This window comes from Methylomonas sp. Uni0011 (assembly GCF_056850255.1).
The window spans coordinates 1-16,577 of the sequence record NZ_JBVVNO010000004.1 but is presented as its reverse complement, the minus strand read 5'-3'; the positions used below and the strand labels follow the sequence as shown (position 1 = coordinate 16,577).

18 protein-coding genes are annotated in these 16,577 nt (G+C 54.8%); 11 read left to right on the top strand and 7 right to left on the bottom strand.

The genetic code is table 11. The features are described 5' to 3' along the window. Window positions 1-13: 13 nt before the first annotated feature. The 4 genes from rsmA to AC0IM9_RS07275 all read right to left on the bottom strand — a co-directional run bounded on the left by rsmA (window position 14) and on the right by AC0IM9_RS07275 (window position 4,754). The gene (gene rsmA, locus AC0IM9_RS07290) at window positions 14-799 is read right to left on the bottom strand and encodes a 16S rRNA (adenine(1518)-N(6)/adenine(1519)-N(6))-dimethyltransferase RsmA (protein WP_482803552.1); all 786 of its coding nucleotides are present in this window, start codon (window positions 797-799) and stop codon (window positions 14-16) included. 39 nt (window positions 800-838) lie between these two features. After that, window positions 839-3,124 carry a tetratricopeptide repeat protein gene (locus AC0IM9_RS07285; protein WP_482803551.1) on the bottom strand — a complete coding sequence of 762 codons (2,286 nt, stop codon included), beginning with the start codon at window positions 3,122-3,124 and terminating at the stop codon, window positions 839-841. An 11-nt stretch (window positions 3,125-3,135) separates the two neighbouring features. Continuing rightward, the gene (pdxA, locus tag AC0IM9_RS07280; protein ID WP_482803550.1) at window positions 3,136-4,119 is read right to left on the bottom strand and encodes a 4-hydroxythreonine-4-phosphate dehydrogenase PdxA; all 984 of its coding nucleotides are present in this window, start codon (window positions 4,117-4,119) and stop codon (window positions 3,136-3,138) included. A 62-nt stretch (window positions 4,120-4,181) separates the two neighbouring features. Continuing rightward, the gene (locus tag AC0IM9_RS07275) at window positions 4,182-4,754 is read right to left on the bottom strand and encodes a MarR family winged helix-turn-helix transcriptional regulator (RefSeq protein ID WP_278210671.1); all 573 of its coding nucleotides are present in this window, start codon (window positions 4,752-4,754) and stop codon (window positions 4,182-4,184) included. Between the two features lie 256 nt (window positions 4,755-5,010). On the opposite strand from AC0IM9_RS07275, the gene AC0IM9_RS07270 reads away from it, so the two are divergent. From AC0IM9_RS07270 to nirJ, 9 genes are all read left to right on the top strand, one after another. Next, on the top strand, window positions 5,011-6,537 hold the full coding sequence (locus AC0IM9_RS07270; protein ID WP_482803724.1) for a cytochrome D1 domain-containing protein: 1,527 nt from the start codon (window positions 5,011-5,013) through the stop codon (window positions 6,535-6,537). Then, window positions 6,534-6,845, top strand: a complete 312-nt coding sequence (locus tag AC0IM9_RS07265) for a c-type cytochrome (RefSeq protein WP_140912432.1) — start codon at window positions 6,534-6,536, stop codon at window positions 6,843-6,845. Before AC0IM9_RS07270 ends, AC0IM9_RS07265 begins: the two co-directional genes overlap by 4 nt. A gap of 3 nt (window positions 6,846-6,848) precedes the next feature. After that, window positions 6,849-7,148, top strand: a complete 300-nt coding sequence (locus AC0IM9_RS07260) for a c-type cytochrome (RefSeq protein WP_482803549.1) — start codon at window positions 6,849-6,851, stop codon at window positions 7,146-7,148. A gap of 73 nt (window positions 7,149-7,221) precedes the next feature. Continuing rightward, the gene (locus AC0IM9_RS07255; RefSeq protein ID WP_482803548.1) at window positions 7,222-8,394 is read left to right on the top strand and encodes a cytochrome D1 domain-containing protein; all 1,173 of its coding nucleotides are present in this window, start codon (window positions 7,222-7,224) and stop codon (window positions 8,392-8,394) included. Window positions 8,395-8,396: 2 nt separating this feature from the next. After that, a complete protein-coding gene (locus AC0IM9_RS07250) occupies window positions 8,397-8,852 on the top strand; it encodes an Lrp/AsnC family transcriptional regulator (protein WP_186289578.1) in 456 nt (151 codons plus the stop codon). Beyond that, on the top strand, window positions 8,845-9,402 hold the full coding sequence (gene ahbB / locus AC0IM9_RS07245; protein WP_482803547.1) for a siroheme decarboxylase subunit beta: 558 nt from the start codon (window positions 8,845-8,847) through the stop codon (window positions 9,400-9,402). Before AC0IM9_RS07250 ends, ahbB (AC0IM9_RS07245) begins: the two co-directional genes overlap by 8 nt. A 4-nt stretch (window positions 9,403-9,406) precedes the next feature. After that, window positions 9,407-9,850, top strand: coding sequence for an Lrp/AsnC family transcriptional regulator (locus AC0IM9_RS07240; protein ID WP_278210676.1), 444 nt, complete (start codon window positions 9,407-9,409; stop codon window positions 9,848-9,850). Continuing rightward, the gene (ahbB, locus tag AC0IM9_RS07235) at window positions 9,850-10,329 is read left to right on the top strand and encodes a siroheme decarboxylase subunit beta (protein WP_278210677.1); all 480 of its coding nucleotides are present in this window, start codon (window positions 9,850-9,852) and stop codon (window positions 10,327-10,329) included. Before AC0IM9_RS07240 ends, ahbB (AC0IM9_RS07235) begins: the two co-directional genes overlap by 1 nt. 2 nt (window positions 10,330-10,331) lie before the next feature. Continuing rightward, window positions 10,332-11,543 (top strand): heme d1 biosynthesis radical SAM protein NirJ, encoded by a 1,212-nt coding sequence (gene nirJ, locus AC0IM9_RS07230; protein WP_482803546.1) that lies wholly within the window; start codon window positions 10,332-10,334, stop codon window positions 11,541-11,543. On the opposite strand, the gene AC0IM9_RS07225 is transcribed toward nirJ, so the two are convergent. Continuing rightward, complete coding sequence (locus AC0IM9_RS07225) at window positions 11,503-11,988, bottom strand: SixA phosphatase family protein (RefSeq protein ID WP_482803545.1); 486 nt, start codon at window positions 11,986-11,988, stop codon at window positions 11,503-11,505. The two genes, nirJ and AC0IM9_RS07225, sit on opposite strands and share 41 nt — an antisense overlap. A gap of 162 nt (window positions 11,989-12,150) precedes the next feature. Between AC0IM9_RS07225 and erpA the strand changes: the two genes are divergently transcribed. After that, window positions 12,151-12,483, top strand: a complete 333-nt coding sequence (gene erpA / locus AC0IM9_RS07220; protein WP_064020540.1) for an iron-sulfur cluster insertion protein ErpA — start codon at window positions 12,151-12,153, stop codon at window positions 12,481-12,483. On the opposite strand, the gene AC0IM9_RS07215 is transcribed toward erpA, so the two are convergent. Further along, complete coding sequence (locus AC0IM9_RS07215; protein WP_482803544.1) at window positions 12,475-13,590, bottom strand: anhydro-N-acetylmuramic acid kinase; 1,116 nt, start codon at window positions 13,588-13,590, stop codon at window positions 12,475-12,477. The two genes, erpA and AC0IM9_RS07215, sit on opposite strands and share 9 nt — an antisense overlap. A gap of 4 nt (window positions 13,591-13,594) precedes the next feature. Then, window positions 13,595-14,890, bottom strand: a complete 1,296-nt coding sequence (locus AC0IM9_RS07210) for a peptidoglycan DD-metalloendopeptidase family protein (protein ID WP_482803543.1) — start codon at window positions 14,888-14,890, stop codon at window positions 13,595-13,597. Window positions 14,891-15,038: 148 nt separating this feature from the next. Between AC0IM9_RS07210 and tyrS the strand changes: the two genes are divergently transcribed. Next, window positions 15,039-16,229: a tyrosine--tRNA ligase gene (gene tyrS / locus AC0IM9_RS07205; protein ID WP_482803723.1), complete on the top strand. Its 1,191-nt coding sequence runs from the start codon at window positions 15,039-15,041 to the stop codon at window positions 16,227-16,229. Window positions 16,230-16,577: the final 348 nt, after the last annotated feature.

Genomic DNA, 16,577 nt, shown 5'->3' with positions numbered 1-16,577 from the left:
GCCGCTGTTTTGCTTAGCGGGGTGTGGCAATGCGCCGGCTTAGCGCGGCAAATTGCTCCAGCGTCACCGCTTCGGCGCGCAAGTTGCTGTCGATGCCGAGTTCGTCCAGGAGATCTGCTTCGACCAGGTTTTTCAAAGAATTGCGAATGGTCTTGCGCCGCTGCGAGAACGCTTGGCTGACCAAGCTGTTGAAGTCGTCCAGGTTGCCGACTGCGACCGGCGGCGCGGCATGCGGCGCCAGTCGGACGATGGCCGACATCACCGCGGGTACCGGATCGAAGCTTTCCGGCGGCACGTCGAACAGCCACTCCGCCTCGCAGTAGTACTGCATCATCACGCTGAGCCGGCCGTATTTTTTAGTGCCCGGTTCCGCGCAAATCCGGTCCACCACTTCTTTTTGCAGCATGAAATGCATGTCTTCGATGCAGCTCGTGGTTTCCAGCAAATGAAACATCAGCGGCGTGGAGATGTTGTAGGGCAGGTTGCCGATTACCCGCAATTTTTCGCCGGCCCCGGCCAAGCCGCTGAAGTCGAACTTCAGCGCGTCGGCGCTGTGGATGTTGATGTTGGCGTTGCCGGCAAACTGCTTTTGCAAGCGCGCTACCAAGTCCCGGTCCAACTCGACCACGTCCAATTTCACGCCGCTGTCCAGCAGCGGTTTGGTCAGCGCGCCCAGACCGGGGCCGATTTCGACCCAGTGTTCGCCCGCTTGCGGGTGGGCGTAATCCAAAATGTCTTGGATGATGCGGTAATCTTGCAGAAAGTTTTGGCCGAAGCGTTTGCGGGCGGTGTGGGTCATTATGTTGCCGTTTAGGTAATTCGAAATCTACGGAATGCGTTAATCGATCCAAGGTGTGTCGAGTGCGATAGGCTCGATTGCTTGCCAACGCGGAATTTGCTCCAGTTCGGCAACTTCGTCGGCATTCAGAATCGCGGCACTGAGCGCGGCGTATAGTAAATAGTCTCCTTTAGTCAACCGGCCTTGCACGCTCGCCAAGAGTGCGTCGAAACACCAATCGCCGCGGGTAAAGCCATTGCTTAACAAGGTTTTCGCTCGGCCCAAGGCGGCGCTGTCATCGCCTTGTCGCAATCGTGCAATCAAACCCAGATAAAGCGTCGCTTCGGCGCCGACTTGTTCGTATTGGCCGGCGTTGAGTTGCCAGGCTTGCCTTGCCAAGGTTTCCGCTTCAGTTAATTGGTTTTGTATCAGCTTCAAACAGGCGAAATTGCCGGAGTGGTTGGCGTCACTCGGATCGAGTTTTAGGGCTTTGTGGTACAGGTGCTCGGCCTGTTCGTAATCCTGGCGGATGTTCGCCATGAAATCGGCAAAATTGCCGGTTTTGTTAGCGCTATTCGGGTCGAGTTGCAAAGCTTTGCGGTAAAGACGTTCGGCCTCGTCGTAATCCTTGCGAATATTCGCCAGAAAGCGGGCGAAATTGCCGGTTTTGTTAGCGCCATTCGGGTCGAGTTGCAAAGCTTTGCGGTACAGGGTTTCGGCCTCGTCGTAATTCTTGCGAACATTCTCCTGAAAGAGGGCGAAATTGCCGGTGTTGTTGGCGTGATTCGGATCGAGTTGCAAGGCTTTGCGGTACAGGGTTTCGGCCTCGTCGTAATTCTTGCGAACATTCTCCTGAAAGAGGGCGAAATTGCCGGTGTTGTTGGCGTGGTTCGGATCGAGTTGCAAGGCTCTGCGGTACAGGCGTTCGGCCTCGTCGTAATCCTTGAGAATATCTTGTAAAAAGACGGCGAAATTGCCGGTGTGGTTGGCGTCACTCGGATCGAGTTCCATTACTTTGCGGTACAGGCGTTCAGCTTCGTCGTAATCCTTGCGGATATCCGCCATGAAGTTAGCGAAATTGCCGGTGTAATCTGCGTCATTCGGATCGAGTTCTATGGCTTTACGGTACAGGCGTTCAGCTTCGTCGTAATCCCGGCAATTATTTTTCATGAAGTTAGCGAAATTGCAGGTCAATTCCGCGCTGTTTGGGAATTGGGCCAAACCCTCGCGATAGATCCGTTCGCGTTCAGCATCGTCTTTCGCTTGCGTGGCTTTGATTTCCCAATCCCACCAGCTTTTGAGTTTTTGCCGGGCAACGCTGTCGTGCAAGGCTTGTTTGACGGCCTGGGTTTCTGGCGATTGATCGCCGGTGGTGCTATCCAGTCGTTTTTGAATCTCGTCCACTTGGGTTTGATAGTGTTTCGCGCGATCCTCGGCGCGTTGTCTGACCGCATCCGCCAAAAATTGATATTCAAATTGGTTGTGTAATTGCAGCATGAATTCGTCGAAACCCAGCACCGGAACCAACGCGCCGTTATGTTGCGCAACCAATTCGCGGATGCGCGTATTGGGCAAGCCGTCGTCTTTGCGGTAGCACCAAAAGATGCCGCCGGGAATTGTTCCGGTTGGCATCGCGAGTAAAAAATCCATCAGACTGCCGTCGTTGCCGCCGTAGCCCAGCACGATGGGGGTGTGGTGGGAAAACAGCCGGGTTAAGGGCTGTTCCCAACCGTCCGCCAAGTGGTTGACGCCATCGCCGTCGTTGATCGGAGCGAACAACAGATCGCGATGGATTTTGGCGATCAAAGGTCGGCGCAAACGGGTGCGAACAAAGCCGGCCAGCGACTCGTGGCCGCATACCAAAGGATAAGAGCGGGTATAAATCGATAAGGCGTCGGCGACCAGATTGTCGAAGTTGGTGGTAACCACCACTTTATGCCGGGTTTGGTCGAGGATGTTGGAGAGTACCGAGTATCCGAAGCTGGGTTCCCTGTCCGCCATTACCGCTTCCAAATCGGCATAGCCTTCTTCCGGGTCGCGGCGAAAGCGGCGTTCGTAAATTTGCGGGTAAAACTCGGCTTTCCGGGTGTAATCGAAGCTTGGGATTTGCAGATTGTCGGACGTGGCCCAGTCCGTTAGCGCGTCTTGCGTCTCGGCGCGTTGATGCAATTCTGCCAGCCATTTTTGCACCAGCTCGCCGCCGGTCGGAATCCCGGAAGCCCGCGATGCCCCGGCTCCAAGGATAAAAGCAAACGAGCGATCGGGCATTTGATCGTGAACTCGCATGAAATGCGCCAGAAAACTTTGGGTACTCCAGTGCTCGGGTTCCGGTATCGATTCAGTCATCGCCGCTTCCTTTATTTTGTTCCTATGCTCATATCCAACGCCGTCTGCAATGCAAATTGCAAGCTGCCGAGTTCCGCTTTGCCGGTGCCGGCCAGTTCCAGTGCGGTGCCGTGGTCGACCGAGGTGCGGACGATGGGCAGGCCGAGGGTGACATTGACGGCTTGGCCGAAGCCTTTGAATTTCAAAACCGGCAGGCCTTGGTCGTGGTACATCGCCAGTACGGCGTCGGCATGGTCCAGGTATTTGGGGGTGAACAGGGTGTCGGCGGGCAATGGGCCGTAAAGATGGATGCCCTCGCTGCGCAGGCTCTCCAGCGTCGGTTCGATGATTTTGGTTTCTTCGTGGCCGAGGTGGCCGTTTTCACCGGCGTGTGGGTTCAGTCCGCATACCAGAATCCGCGGCTCCGCGATGCGGAAGCGCCGGCGCAAATCGTGGTCCAGTACTCTGATGACTCGGCGCAAAGACTCGGCCGTGATCGCGGCGCTGACCTGGGCCAGCGGCAGATGGGTGGTGGCCAGCGCGACCCGCAGCCCCGGCGTCGCCAGCATCATCACCGGATCGGCAGCGCACAGTTCGGCGATGAATTCGGTATGGCCGCTGAAGCGGAAGCCGGCATCGTTGATCGCGGCTTTATGCACTGGGCCGGTGACCATGGCCGAGAACGTGCCGTTCAGGCAACCCAGTGTGGCCTGGCGGATGGTTTTCAGCACGTAGTGGCTGTTATCGGGATTCAGCCGGCCGCAGACCGCCGCTGCGCTGAGCTTTAGCGGTAACACCGACAGTGTGCCAGGTCGATGCGGCAGGGCCGGCCGGTCCGGCTCGAACGGTTCGATGGTTAGCGGCAGTCCCAATTTTTCGGCCCGCTGCGCCAATAGTTCCGGGTCGGCGACGGCCACCGGTTGGCATTGCAGCGCTCGTTGCACGAGTTGTACGGTTAAATCCGGGCCGATGCCGGCCGGTTCGCCCGGCGTTATCGCTATTCTGGCTATCGTCATAATTGTTCCCCCGAAACGGGTGTGCCGTGCGGACGCTAGCCGCGATGCCGTGCTCCGCGGTCTTAGACCGGGTTGTGTTCCTGGCAGATTTGTTGGCTGTCTTCGACGCTGAGTTTTTCCTGGGTCAGCAGGCAGAAAAAGCCGCCGTCTTTCTCGCTGAAATTGCGGCAGGTTTTACACACGCCGAAGGATTGCGACTGGTTGGCTTTTTGCAGCGCGGTCAGGGCTTGTTGGAATACGTTGGCGTCGGATGGCGGCGACTCGCTTTGCTGTAAAATCGCCGTGGCGCTGGTGAACAGGTCGGAGGGTCGGGCTTGCTTCAGGATTTCGGCGCCGTCGGGCAGCAGGTGCAAGTGCACGACGCGTTTGTCGTTAGTGTCGGGCGTTTTGCCGATGTAGCCCTTTTTTTCCAAAATGATCAGCGATTGCGACACCGTACCGCGGGTCATGCCCAGATAATTGGCGACAGCGGCCGGCGTGTTGCTGTATTTGTTGCAGCGCGATAAGTAGTTCAACACTTGGAAGTGGACCGGTTGCAGGCCTAATTCGGTGCACTTTTTCCGCTCTTCCGAGCGGATTAACGTGGTCATGCACTCGATAAGTTCATAGATATCAGTCTTTTGCATAAATTGCATTCTGTTTGAGCCGCGTCGGGTTGACAAGGGCGCCTATCAAGCGGTAAATTGATAGCGAATCGAAACTTTAGCTTATAACATTCGGCCTGGAGTCAACAAGTTGTCATTTTATCATGGGAATCCGCAGCGCTGCCCGTTACGGTCTTTTATGGTTTAATGCACCAAGTTGGCTCTTTTTTTAACTTGCGGATGGCAGGAAATTTAGATGAAAAAAACAACAATAATGGGTAAAAAATTACTGGCGAGTTCCATCATCATGCTCTTGTCGTCCGGAGTGGCGTTAGCCAAGACCGAAGACATGCATCAGTTGTATCAGGACAATTGCGCGAGCTGCCACGGCTCCGACCACGGCGGCTATTTGGCGCCGGCGTTGAACTCTGCCACGTTGAAAGGCCGCAGTCCGACCGCGTTGCGCACCATTGTCATGGCCGGCAGCTTCGACACTTTGATGCCGCCGTTCTACGGCCGATTGAGCGACGACGAGATCCGCGGCGTGATCAAGCACTTGCAGGAAACGCCGAAACAACCGAATCCGGCCTGGAACATAGACGACATGAAAAAATCGTTGAAAGTCTATGTCAAAGACGAAAGCACGTTGCCAGCCAAGCCGACGTTCCAGATCGACGATAAATTCGAGAACCTGATCGGCGTCGCTGCCCGCGGCAAATACGGCCGCGGCGAAGGCTCTAAAGCCATCTTCATCAATAGCGCGACTCACCAGAAAGTTGGTGAGGTTGCGACCGGCACCGCGGCGCATATTATCGATTTCAATCCGGCCAATCCGCGTTGGGCTTACGTCAAAACCGACACCGCCGAGATTTTTAAAGTCGATTTGTACTCAATGAAAGCGGTGCGCAGCATCAAAACCGGCTGGAACGGTCCCGGCATGGGCGTATCGCGCGACGGCAAATACATCATGGCCGGCTCGTTCGTGCCGCACAATGCCGTGATCCTGGACGCCGACACGTTGGAGCCGCTGAAAACCTTCGAATTGGAAGGTATCGATCCGGACGGCAAACACGTGTCCTCGGATTCCGGCATGATTATCGGTACGCCGTACGCCGATATTTTTGCGATTGCTCTGGAAAATGCCGGCCAGGTCTGGGTGGTCGATTACAAAAAAGAAGGCTTTCCAGTGACCAAGATCGAGAAAGTCGGTCGCCACTTGCACGATGCCTTTCTGACCCACGGCGGCAAAAAATTGATGATCGCGTCCTATGACGACAGCATCGTCGCCGCGATCGATCTGGAAAAACGCGAATTGATCAAACAACTGCCGGCCGGTTGCGTGCCGCACGTTGGCGGCGGCTCGGCGGTGGTGGTGGACGGTCGTACCTTGGGCTTTGGTACCAATTTCGGCGATTGCGACAAAACCGTGGTCAGCGTTTGGGACTTGGACAAAATGGAAGTTGTCAAGCAAGTGCCGGTCTCCGGCGGTACCGAATCGCCGGCTGCTCATGCCAACGCACCTTATGTCGCGGTAGATATCATCAGTAAAGACCGGCGCGCCCGCACCGTGCAGTTGATCGACAAGAAAACCCTGGAAGTCGCCAAAACCCTGGATGTCGGCGGCCACGCCTACTTCCCGGAATACAGCGCCGACGGTAAATTCCTTTACATTTCGGCTGGCTATAACGGTGACGAAGTCGTGGTTTACGATTCCCACAGTCTGCAAAAAGTCGCCAGCATTCCGATGGAAAGCCCGGCAGGGATTTTCTCCAGAGGCCGGGTCAAATACATGACCCGCGGTTTGTCGCCTGACGAAATGGAGCAACACAAATGAAAATAGCCCGTTACAGTGCTGCAATGCTGGCGACGATGTTGGTCGCCGGCAATGCCCAGGCGGTCAGTTTATATGTCGGTCAATATAAAGCCGGAATGGTCTGCGCACAATGCCATGGCATTCGTATGCCCAGCGCCGATGCGCCGTTCCCGCCGCTGGGTGGGCGCGATCCGGAATATTTGAAAACCGCGATCAAGCAATACCGCGATAAGACCCGCAAGTCGGACATCATGAACGCGATAGCCGGTTCGCTGACCGATAGCGAGATTGCGGATATCGCCGCCTATTACGGCAGCGTCAAGCCTTAAGCGATGCGGATTGTCTGGCTGCTCGGCGCGTTTTGTTTCGGCGTGTACGCCGAAGAGCCGGGCGCCGCGCGCCAGCAGGAATTGACCAATATGCTGAAGCACGATTGCGGTTCCTGCCATGGCCTGCCGCCCAAGGGTGGATTGGGGCCTTCGTTGATGCCGGACGCCTTGGCCGACAAAAGCGATGCGTTATTGTTCGACGCGATTCGTAACGGCCGGGCCGGCACGGCTATGCCGGCGTGGCAACCGTTTTTGAACGATGCCGAGATCAGCTGGATGCTTGCGCGTCTGCGCCAGCGCTGAAGCCGGCTTAGCTAAAGGGCGGCGGCCGGCTGCGGATTTGTTGGAACGGAATAATTTTCAGAAAAGGGTTTTCATGAAACTTTTGGCTTCCGTGTTGTTGTCTGCTCTCGCCGTTGCCGGCTCGGCTTGCGCCGATTTGCGGGCGACCGGCGATTTGGGCGTCGTGATCGAGCGCGAAGCCGGTACCATTCAAATCGTCAACACTACTAAGCCGGCGATGTTGAGCCGTATCGAAGGTTTGGGCGATTTGTCGCATGCGTCGGTGGTATTCTCCCGCGACCAGCGTTACGCCTACGTATTCGGCCGCGACGGCGGATTAAGCAAAATCGATTTGCTGCAGGACAAAATCGACAAACGGATCGTGCAGGCCGGCAACAGTATCGGCGGCGCCATATCTCAGGACGGTAAAGTGATTGCCGTCTCCAATTACACGCCGGGCGGCGTGAAGCTGTTCGACGCCGAAAGCTTGGAGCAATTGGCCGAGATTCCGGCGGTCTACGGCGACGACAACAAGTTGTCCAAAGTGGTTGGTCTGGTCGATGCGCCGGGCCAGCGCTTTGTTTGCAGTTTGTTCGAAGCCAACGAAATCTGGCTGATCGACGCCAAAAATCCGCGTCAACCAGTCGTCAAAAAATACCAGGACATCGGTAAGCAGCCCTACGATGCGTTGTTGAGCCCGGACGGCCATTTCTATGCGGCCGGCCTGTTCGGCGAGAAAGGTTTGGCGTTGCTGGATTTATGGCAGCCGGAAAAAGGCGTCGAGCATATACTGGAAGACTACGGCAAGGACGACGAGCAACTACCAGTCTACAAAATGCCGCATCTGGAGGGCTGGACGATGGCCGGCGACTGGCTGTTCGTGCCGGCCATCGGGCAGCATGAGGTGCTGGTCATCGACAAAACCGATTGGGAATTGGTCAAGCGCATTCCGCTGGCCGGCCAGCCGGTTTTCGTCAGTGCCCGGCCCGACGGCCGCCAAATCTGGGTGAATTTCGCGTTCCCCGATAACCAGACCGTGCAGATCATCGACGTCAAGAATTTCAACATCGTCAAAACCTTGCAGCCCGGTAAGGCGGTGTTGCACATGGAATTCAGTCCGCGCGGCGAAACAGTATGGCTGGCGGTGCGCGACGACGATCGGCTGATGGTTTACGATACGGAAACTCTGGCTGAAATAGCCCGTCTGCCCGCCCAAAAACCCAGCGGCATTTTTTTCACCGACCGCGCCAATCGCATAGGTTGGTGACGATGCTGGCACCCTTGCACAAACGCCTGCTCAACGATTACCAGCAGGATTTTCCGCTCAGCCCCACACCGTATCGCGATATTGCCGATCAACTCGGCGTCAGCGAAGAGGTTGTACTGCACGCTTTTGAAGAATTGTCGGCGCAACGGATGATCAGCCGCATCGGTCCGGTCATTGCGCCGAACAGCATCGGCAGCAGCGCGCTGGTGGCGATGGCGGTGCCGGATCACGATCTGGCGCGGGTTGCCGACTTGGTCAGCGCTTGTCCGGAAGTCAATCATAACTACGAACGGGAAAATCGTTTTAACTTGTGGTTTGTAGCGGTGGCCGACGACGAGGCGCATTTGCGCGCCGTGATTGCGGATATCGAGAACCGCAGCGGTTATCCGGCGATGTTATTGCCGATGTTGGCCGACTATTTCATCAATCTCGGGTTTGAATTGAATTTGCATGATTGATGCCGTTGATCATCGTTTGATTGCCGCCGTCCAGGCCGGTCTGCCGATCACGGCACGGCCTTATGCGGCAATTGCTGAGGATTTGGGTTTGACCGAACAGGACGTGATCCAGCGTCTATCGCGCTTGCGCGCGCAAGGTTTGATCAAGCGCTGGGGGGTGGTTGTCAAGCATCGCCAACTCGGCTACCGGGCCAATGCAATGATCGTGATGAATGTTCCGGACGAGCGTGTCGCCGACGTCGGAGCCCTGATCAGTCAACAAGCCTGCGTCAATCTCTGCTATCAGCGGCCGCGCCAGGGCGAGGTTTGGCCTTACAACCTGTATTGCATGATCCATGGCAAAAGCCGGGAAGTGGTGTTGGAGCAATGGGCGGTGTTAAGACATGATTGCGCGCTGGCGGCTTATCCCTACGAAGTATTGTTTAGCCGGCGCTGCTTTAAACAACGCGGTGCGCGCTATTCGGCTCCGGCGGAGGCCGCCAACGACCCACCAAACCGTGTCGAACGGGATGCGGTCGTTCCCGCTGCATGCGAATGGCAAAATGTGTGACGCCATGGATACCATCGATAAACGCATCGTCAATCGCCTGCAGCAAGGTTTCCCGATCTGCGAATCGCCCTATCGACGGGTCGCCGAAGAACTGGGTTTGACCGAAGACTGTTTGTTGACGCGCCTGCGGGCCTTACTGGCCGATGGCGTGTTGTCGCGGTTCGGGCCGATGTACCACGCCGAGCAAATGGGCGGCGCGTTGACCCTGGCCGCCATCAAGGTACCGGAGGAACGCTTTGACGAAGTCACCGAAATCGTCAACGCCTTTCCCGAGGTCGCCCACAACTACGCTCGCAACCACGCCTTGAACATGTGGTTTGTCTTGGCCACCGAACAGCCGCAACAGGTGGCGAGCGTGATTGCCGAGATCGAACGGCTGACCGGTCTGACCGTCTATAACATGCCGAAAATCAATGAATATTACGTCGGTTTGCAATTGGAAGCTTGATGAGTATCGATGAGATAGACCGCCAAATTATCCAGGCTACCCAAGCCGGCTTACCGTTGGTTGCCGAGCCCTATCAAGCCGTCGCCGAGCAATTGGGTTTGTCTGTCCAGGTCGTGATGCTGCACATGGCCGAAATGCAACAGACCGGCGTCATCCGCCGGATCGCCGCGGTGCCCAACCACTACAAACTGGGCTATCGCCACAACGGCATGACCGTTTGGGATGTGGGCGATGATGATGTCGACCGCTTGGGCCGGCAGATTGCCGCGTTGCCATTCGTCAGTCATTGTTACCAGCGCCCGCGCCACTTACCGGACTGGCCGTATAACTTATTTGCGATGGTACACGGTAAGACCGAGCAGGATGCCGAACGCCAGGTCGCCATCATTGCCGAGCTGTTGGGCGATCACGCGCGCGGGCACGAGGTACTGTACAGCAGCAAAATTTTGAAAAAAACCGGTTTGCGTATCGGGGGATAAGCATGTTCAGACTCAGCCAATACATGCGTGAGGTACTTGAGCCAACACCGTTAAAACCGGCGCGCAAGCCTTCCGGGCCGGTGGTGATCTGGAATCTGATTCGCCGCTGCAATCTGACTTGCAAGCACTGTTACACGACTTCGGCAGACATCAACTTTCCCGGGGAATTGTCGACGCCGGAAATCTACACGGTGATGGACGATTTAAAGGCCTTTAAGGTGCCGGTGCTGATTTTGTCGGGCGGCGAACCGCTGTTGCATCCCGATATTTTTCCGATTTCGCAACGTGCGCGGGACATGGGCTTTTACGTGGCCTTATCCAGCAACGGCACGTTGATCAACTCCAGCAATATAGAGCAAATTGCCGCGATCGATTACCAGTACATCGGCGTCAGTCTCGACGGCATGAGCGAGGCACACGACAAATTTCGCCAGAAACAGGGCTCGTTCGATGCCTCGCTGGCCGGCATCCGTTTATGTCGCGACCACGGTATCAAGGCTGGCGTGCGCTTCACGCTGACCCAAGACAACGCCCATGATTTCGATAACTTATTGCAATTGATGGACGACGAGGACATCGACAAATTTTATCTGTCGCACTTGAATTACGGCGGACGAGGCAACAAAAACCGCAAGGACGATGCCGAGTTTCAGTTGACCCGCAAAGTAATGGATAGCCTGTTTGAAAAGTCGTTGAGCTGGGAAAAACAAGGCCTGCACCGGGAAGTGGTGACCGGCAACAACGACGCCGACGCCGTCTATTTCCTGCACTGGGTCAAACGCCGCTTCCCGGAGCGGGCCGAGCACATCCAGGCCAAACTGCGGCAATGGGGCGGCAACGCTTCCGGTGTCAATGTCGCCAATATCGATAACCTGGGGAATGTGCATCCCGACACGTTTTGGTGGCATTACGGCTTGGGCAATGTTCGTCAGCGGCCGTTTTCCGAAATCTGGCAGGATACCTCGGACCCGTTGATGGCCGGCCTGAAAGCTTCGCCCCGGCCGTTGCAGGGGCGGTGCGGCAGTTGCGGCTACCAGTCTATATGCAATGGCAACACCCGGGTTCGGGCGCAGCAACTGACCGGCGATTTTTGGGCGGAAGATCCGGGGTGCTACCTGGAAGACGACGAAATTGCCGGCCGTTTGTTACCGAATCAAGCCCAGTCGAAACAGATCAACGCATCAAGCTGCACGGCAGACTCCACAGCAGCGTGACCGATTGCGGATTACTGAAGTCGGCATTGAGGCGGGTTAACGACGCTTTCTTGATGCACAATGCCGTGGCCGACATGTTTAAGAGTGCGGCGATAGCCTCGGAAAGATCGGGTTCATGCCCCACTAACCAGACATCGTCTTCGCCGAGATCGGCCAGTCGTTTAAGTTGTGCCAGCAGTTGTTGCGGTTCGGTGCCGATGGTCAGCCAATCGACGCTAAGCGCAGCAGGGCAGTTGGGCAAGTGGTCATGCACTAAAGTTGCGGTCTGTTGGGCCCGTAGCGCCGGACTGCAATATAGCTTGCTTGGCAAGAGTCGATTTCTTTCACAGAAGATCGCCAGCCGTTTGACCTGTTTTGCGCCTTTTTCGGTGAGTGTTCGATCGCTATCGGCTTTTGATAAGGCGCGATCCTCCGCCGTAGCATGTCTCAGAAACGTGATCAGCATCGGTATCTCCTCGATTGCAGCGGAAACGGACCCTGATTTTACTGCGATTTGAGTTGCCGGTGGGTTAAAAGGCCAGCCGGGTCAAGGTATCACAATAATTGTTGACCAAAATACTGGGGATAGTCATAATTCCCTACCCATTCAATTGCTTAAGAGTTTTATATGGCCGATCCAATTGTATTTACCGATAGCGCTGCGCAAAAAGTCGCGGGTTTGATTCAAGAAGAAGGTAACGACAATCTTAAACTGCGGGTTTATATCAGCGGCGGCGGCTGTTCCGGCTTCCAGTACGGCTTTACTTTCGATGAAGAAGTGAACGAGGACGATACGCAGATCGTCAATGGCGGCGTGACGGTATTGATTGATTCGATGAGCATCCAGTATCTAAACGGCGCAGAAATCGACTACAAGGAAGATTTGTCTGGTGCGCAATTCGTGATCCGCAATCCCAACGCCACCACCACTTGCGGCTGCGGCTCTTCGTTCTCAGCCTAAACCGTTTCGGCCAGGATATATTCCGCCCAAAATCACCGGCGCGGTGGCGCCGGTGACACTACATAGGTTACCCGGTAAGCGATTCAAAGTTTGCCGGGCCAGCCAAGCGAACGCAATCGCTTCGACGTGGTCCGGATCGACGCCGATGGCGGCTGTCGATGCGATTGAAACTCTTAAGTTTTCCGCCAACAGCTGCAGCAAATGCCGGTTATGTGCGCCGCCGCCGCAAATGAACACTTGCTTGGTTTCCGGTGCGTGCCGGCTGATGGCATCGGAAATCGTATCTGCGCTGAATTGGCAAAGCGTCGCTTGAACGTCCTGAGCCGTTAAGTTGCCGAATGATTCGATTTTTCGCTTCAGCCAGGCTGCGGAAAAATACTCTTTGCCGGTGCTTTTCGGCGGCGTTAAATCGAAATAAGGGTCGTCTTTGAGTGCGGCCAGTAGCTCTTGGTTAGTGTGGCCTCCGGCCGCCCACTCCCCAGACTGATCGAATATGCCTGAATGGTGTTGCTGATACCAATAGTCGATCAGGCCATTGCCTGGGCCGGTATCGAAACCGATGGTTGGCTTGTCGTCGAGTGTCGTGATATTGGCGATGCCGCCAATATTGACCACCGTTCTGGCCTGGTTCGGGTCGGTAAATAGCGCTTGGTGGAACGCCGGTACCAGTGGTGCGCCCTGGCCGCCGGCGGCGATGTCGCGGCGGCGAAAGTCGGCAACAGTAGTGATGCCGGTGATTTCCGCAATCCGGTTTGGATCGCCAATTTGCAGGGTGAAACCGTCGCTGCCGTCCGGAGCATGATAAACGGTTTGGCCGTGGCTGCCGATGGCTTTGATCGCGCTCGCTGGTATTCCTGTTTTTTTTAGTAATGCATTGGCGGCTTCGCCGAATAAACGGCCGATTTGGCTGTCCAGGTGTCCATAATCTAGCAATCGCACTGCCTGATTGGCTTGGCTGAGTGCCTGAATGGATTGTCTCAGTGCCGGCGGGAAGGGTTGGTAATGGAACTCGACAAGCGTAATCTTGTTACCAGCGAAGTCGACCAGGCCAGCATCGATGCCATCGATGCTGGTCCCGGACATCAAGCCGATATAAAGTTCGGCCATCGGTTTAATTCTGCGCGACCTGAGCGTCGCCTTTGGCTTGTTTGAGTTGCGCGACCAGCGGTTGGGTTTGGGCCTTGAATTTGGCCAGCAGGGCTTTGTCCATCGGCATGGAATGAGGCAACTTTACCGTGACCGGATTGACGTGTTGGCCGCCGATGCGGAATTCGTAATGCAAATGCGGACCGGTGGCCAAGCCGGTTTTGCCGACGTAACCGATCACGTCGCCTTGTTTGATGCTGGCACCCACTTTTTGGCCGGTTTTGAAGCCCGACAGATGGGCGTAAAGCGTCGAATATTTTTGACCGTGCTCCATTTCGACCACATTGCCGTAACCGTTTCTGACGCCGCGGAACACGATTTTGCCGTCGCCGGTGGTTTTGACAGGCGTGCCGATGGCGGCGGAATAATCCACGCCTTTGTGAGCGCGAATGGTGTTCAATATCGGATGCTTGCGGTGCAGGTTGAAATGCGAACTGATTTTGGCGAAGTCCATCGGCGTTTGCAGGAAGGCTTTGCGTAATCCATTGCCGTCCGGCGTGTAATAACCGGTATTGCCCTGATTGTCTTCGAAGCGTACTGCGGTGTAAGTCTTGCCTTGGTTGACGAATTCCACCGATAAGATGTCGCCGGTGTCGAATTCGCGGCCTTCTACGAACAGCTTTTCATAGACCACGGTGAACTCGTCGCCGTCGCGCAAATTCAACGCAAAATCGATGTCCCAGGCAAAGATGTCGGCCAGTTTTAGAATGATCTTTTCCGGCAATCCTGCTTGTGTGCCGTCTTCGAACAGCGAGGAATGGATCGTAGCCTTGGCGCTCGCGACTTGATAATCGACTTTTTTGCTGAGCAATTCGACATCGAAGCCATCGTCGTGACGGGTCGCAATCAGGGTTTCGAACGGGTTTTTGGCGTAGGTTAGGCGTTCAAGTTCTCCTGAGGCGTTCAGCGTGGCAACCACGTCTTGGCCGGGCTCGACCGCTGCGAATTGCTTGCCGGTTGGGTTGGCGTGGATGATTTTATGCAGATCCTCGCGGTTCAGGTTTAAGTCCGAAAAAATGCTGGAAAGGTTTTCGCCGGTTTTGACGGTGTGTTCCAGTTCCTCGGTGACGTCGAGGTGTTTGATTTTGGGTTTGGCTTGATTGTAATTGGTGTATCGATCAAGCCTGGAAGAGATCAGTTTGTCTTGCTCCAGACTTTTGGCGTCTTCCAAGCCTTTGTGCGGGATCAATCCGTAACTTGCACTTGCGGCAACAACGGTACAAGCGCCTAACAGCGCCGACTTGAGTATTCTGTTCTTCACAGCAATCACTTTTCATTGTTTGTCGAATGCCCAATTGTAGGCAATTTTATGATTCATGGCTAACAAATGGGGATTTTTTATCCGTTGATACAGTTGCATCACTTATAATGCGCGCCCTAAAACTGAAGGCTATTAGGAGAGTGTTTTGTTGGAAGAAACCTTGGCTCAGCTGCGTTACGGTGCTGAAGAAATCTTACTGGAATCCGAGTTTGTCAAGAAGCTGGAAGAGAATCGTCCGTTGACGATAAAGGCCGGATTCGATCCGACCGCTCCGGATTTGCATTTGGGGCACACCGTACTGATCAACAAGCTGAAGCAGTTTCAAGATGCCGGTCACAACGTTCAATTTTTGATCGGCGATTTCACTGCGATGATAGGTGATCCGACTGGTAAAAATGTCACGCGGAAGCCGTTGAGCAGGGAAGATGTGCTGGAGAATGCTAAGACTTATCAAGCTCAGGTTTTTAAGATATTGGATCCAGAAAAAACCGAGGTGAAATTCAATTCGGCGTGGATGGGGGCAATGACCAGTGCGGAATTGATTCAGTTGGCTGCAAAACACACGGTGGCCAGGATGCTGGAGCGGGACGATTTCAGCAAGCGTTATAAAGGTGGTCAGCCGATTGCGATTCATGAATTTTTATATCCGCTGATTCAGGGTTACGATTCGGTAGTCATGAAGGCGGATGTCGAGCTGGGCGGGACCGATCAAAAGTTTAATTTGCTGGTCGGGCGCCAATTGCAGGAGATTTATGGTCAGAAGCCGCAGATAGTCCTGACCATGCCGATCCTGGAAGGCTTGGATGGGGTGCAGAAGATGTCGAAATCTCTGAACAATTATATAGGTATTGCTGATGCGGCAGATGATATGTTCGGCAAGATCATGTCGATATCCGACGAGTTGATGTGGCGCTATTTCAAGCTTTTGAGTTTTCGGCCGATGCTGGAAATCGAGGGTTGGCGGCAAGCGTGTGAGGATGGTGACAATCCGCGGAATTATAAAGTCGCGTTGGCGCAGGAAATCGTCGAGCGGTTTCATGGTTTCGCTGCCGCCAAATCGGCGCTGGAAAATTTCGAAGCGCGGTTTCAGAGAGGGGCTATACCAGAAGATCTGGCTGAAATAGAGATGGATGCAGGGAGCGAAGGTTTGCCAATTGCTAATCTACTGAAAAATGCTGGACTGGTAGAGAGTACTTCGGAGGCGTTGCGTTTAATCAAGCAAGGCGCTGTGAAAATCGATGGCGAAAAGCTGGATGATCCGAAGCGAATAATCACTGCAAGTTCTCATGTTTACCAGGTCGGCAAAAGAAAGTTTGCCAAAGTGAAATTAAAATGTTGACAGAGTGGAGAGGTGTGGCTAGAATGAGCGGCTCTTCACTGCTGACGGCTTGGGGATTTGAAGGTTAAATCCTGGGTTGGTGGTGGGCTTGCTGGCTCTGTTATTTTGGGGTTGGTAAGTTGGTGGCTTTTGATTTGGAGGTTTGAATCGAAAGTCGCTGAAAAAAGTGGTTGACATGACTTCTGATTGCTGTAGAATATGTCGGCTCAACAGGGTGAAACGCTCTGGCTCTTTAACAAACTGAATCGAAATAATTTGTGTGGGTATGTGTAGCGATCGATTTCTGTTAGAAATTATCGGTACAGACCACGTCAATTTAAGCTTATAAATTACGTTCTGTAATCGAGT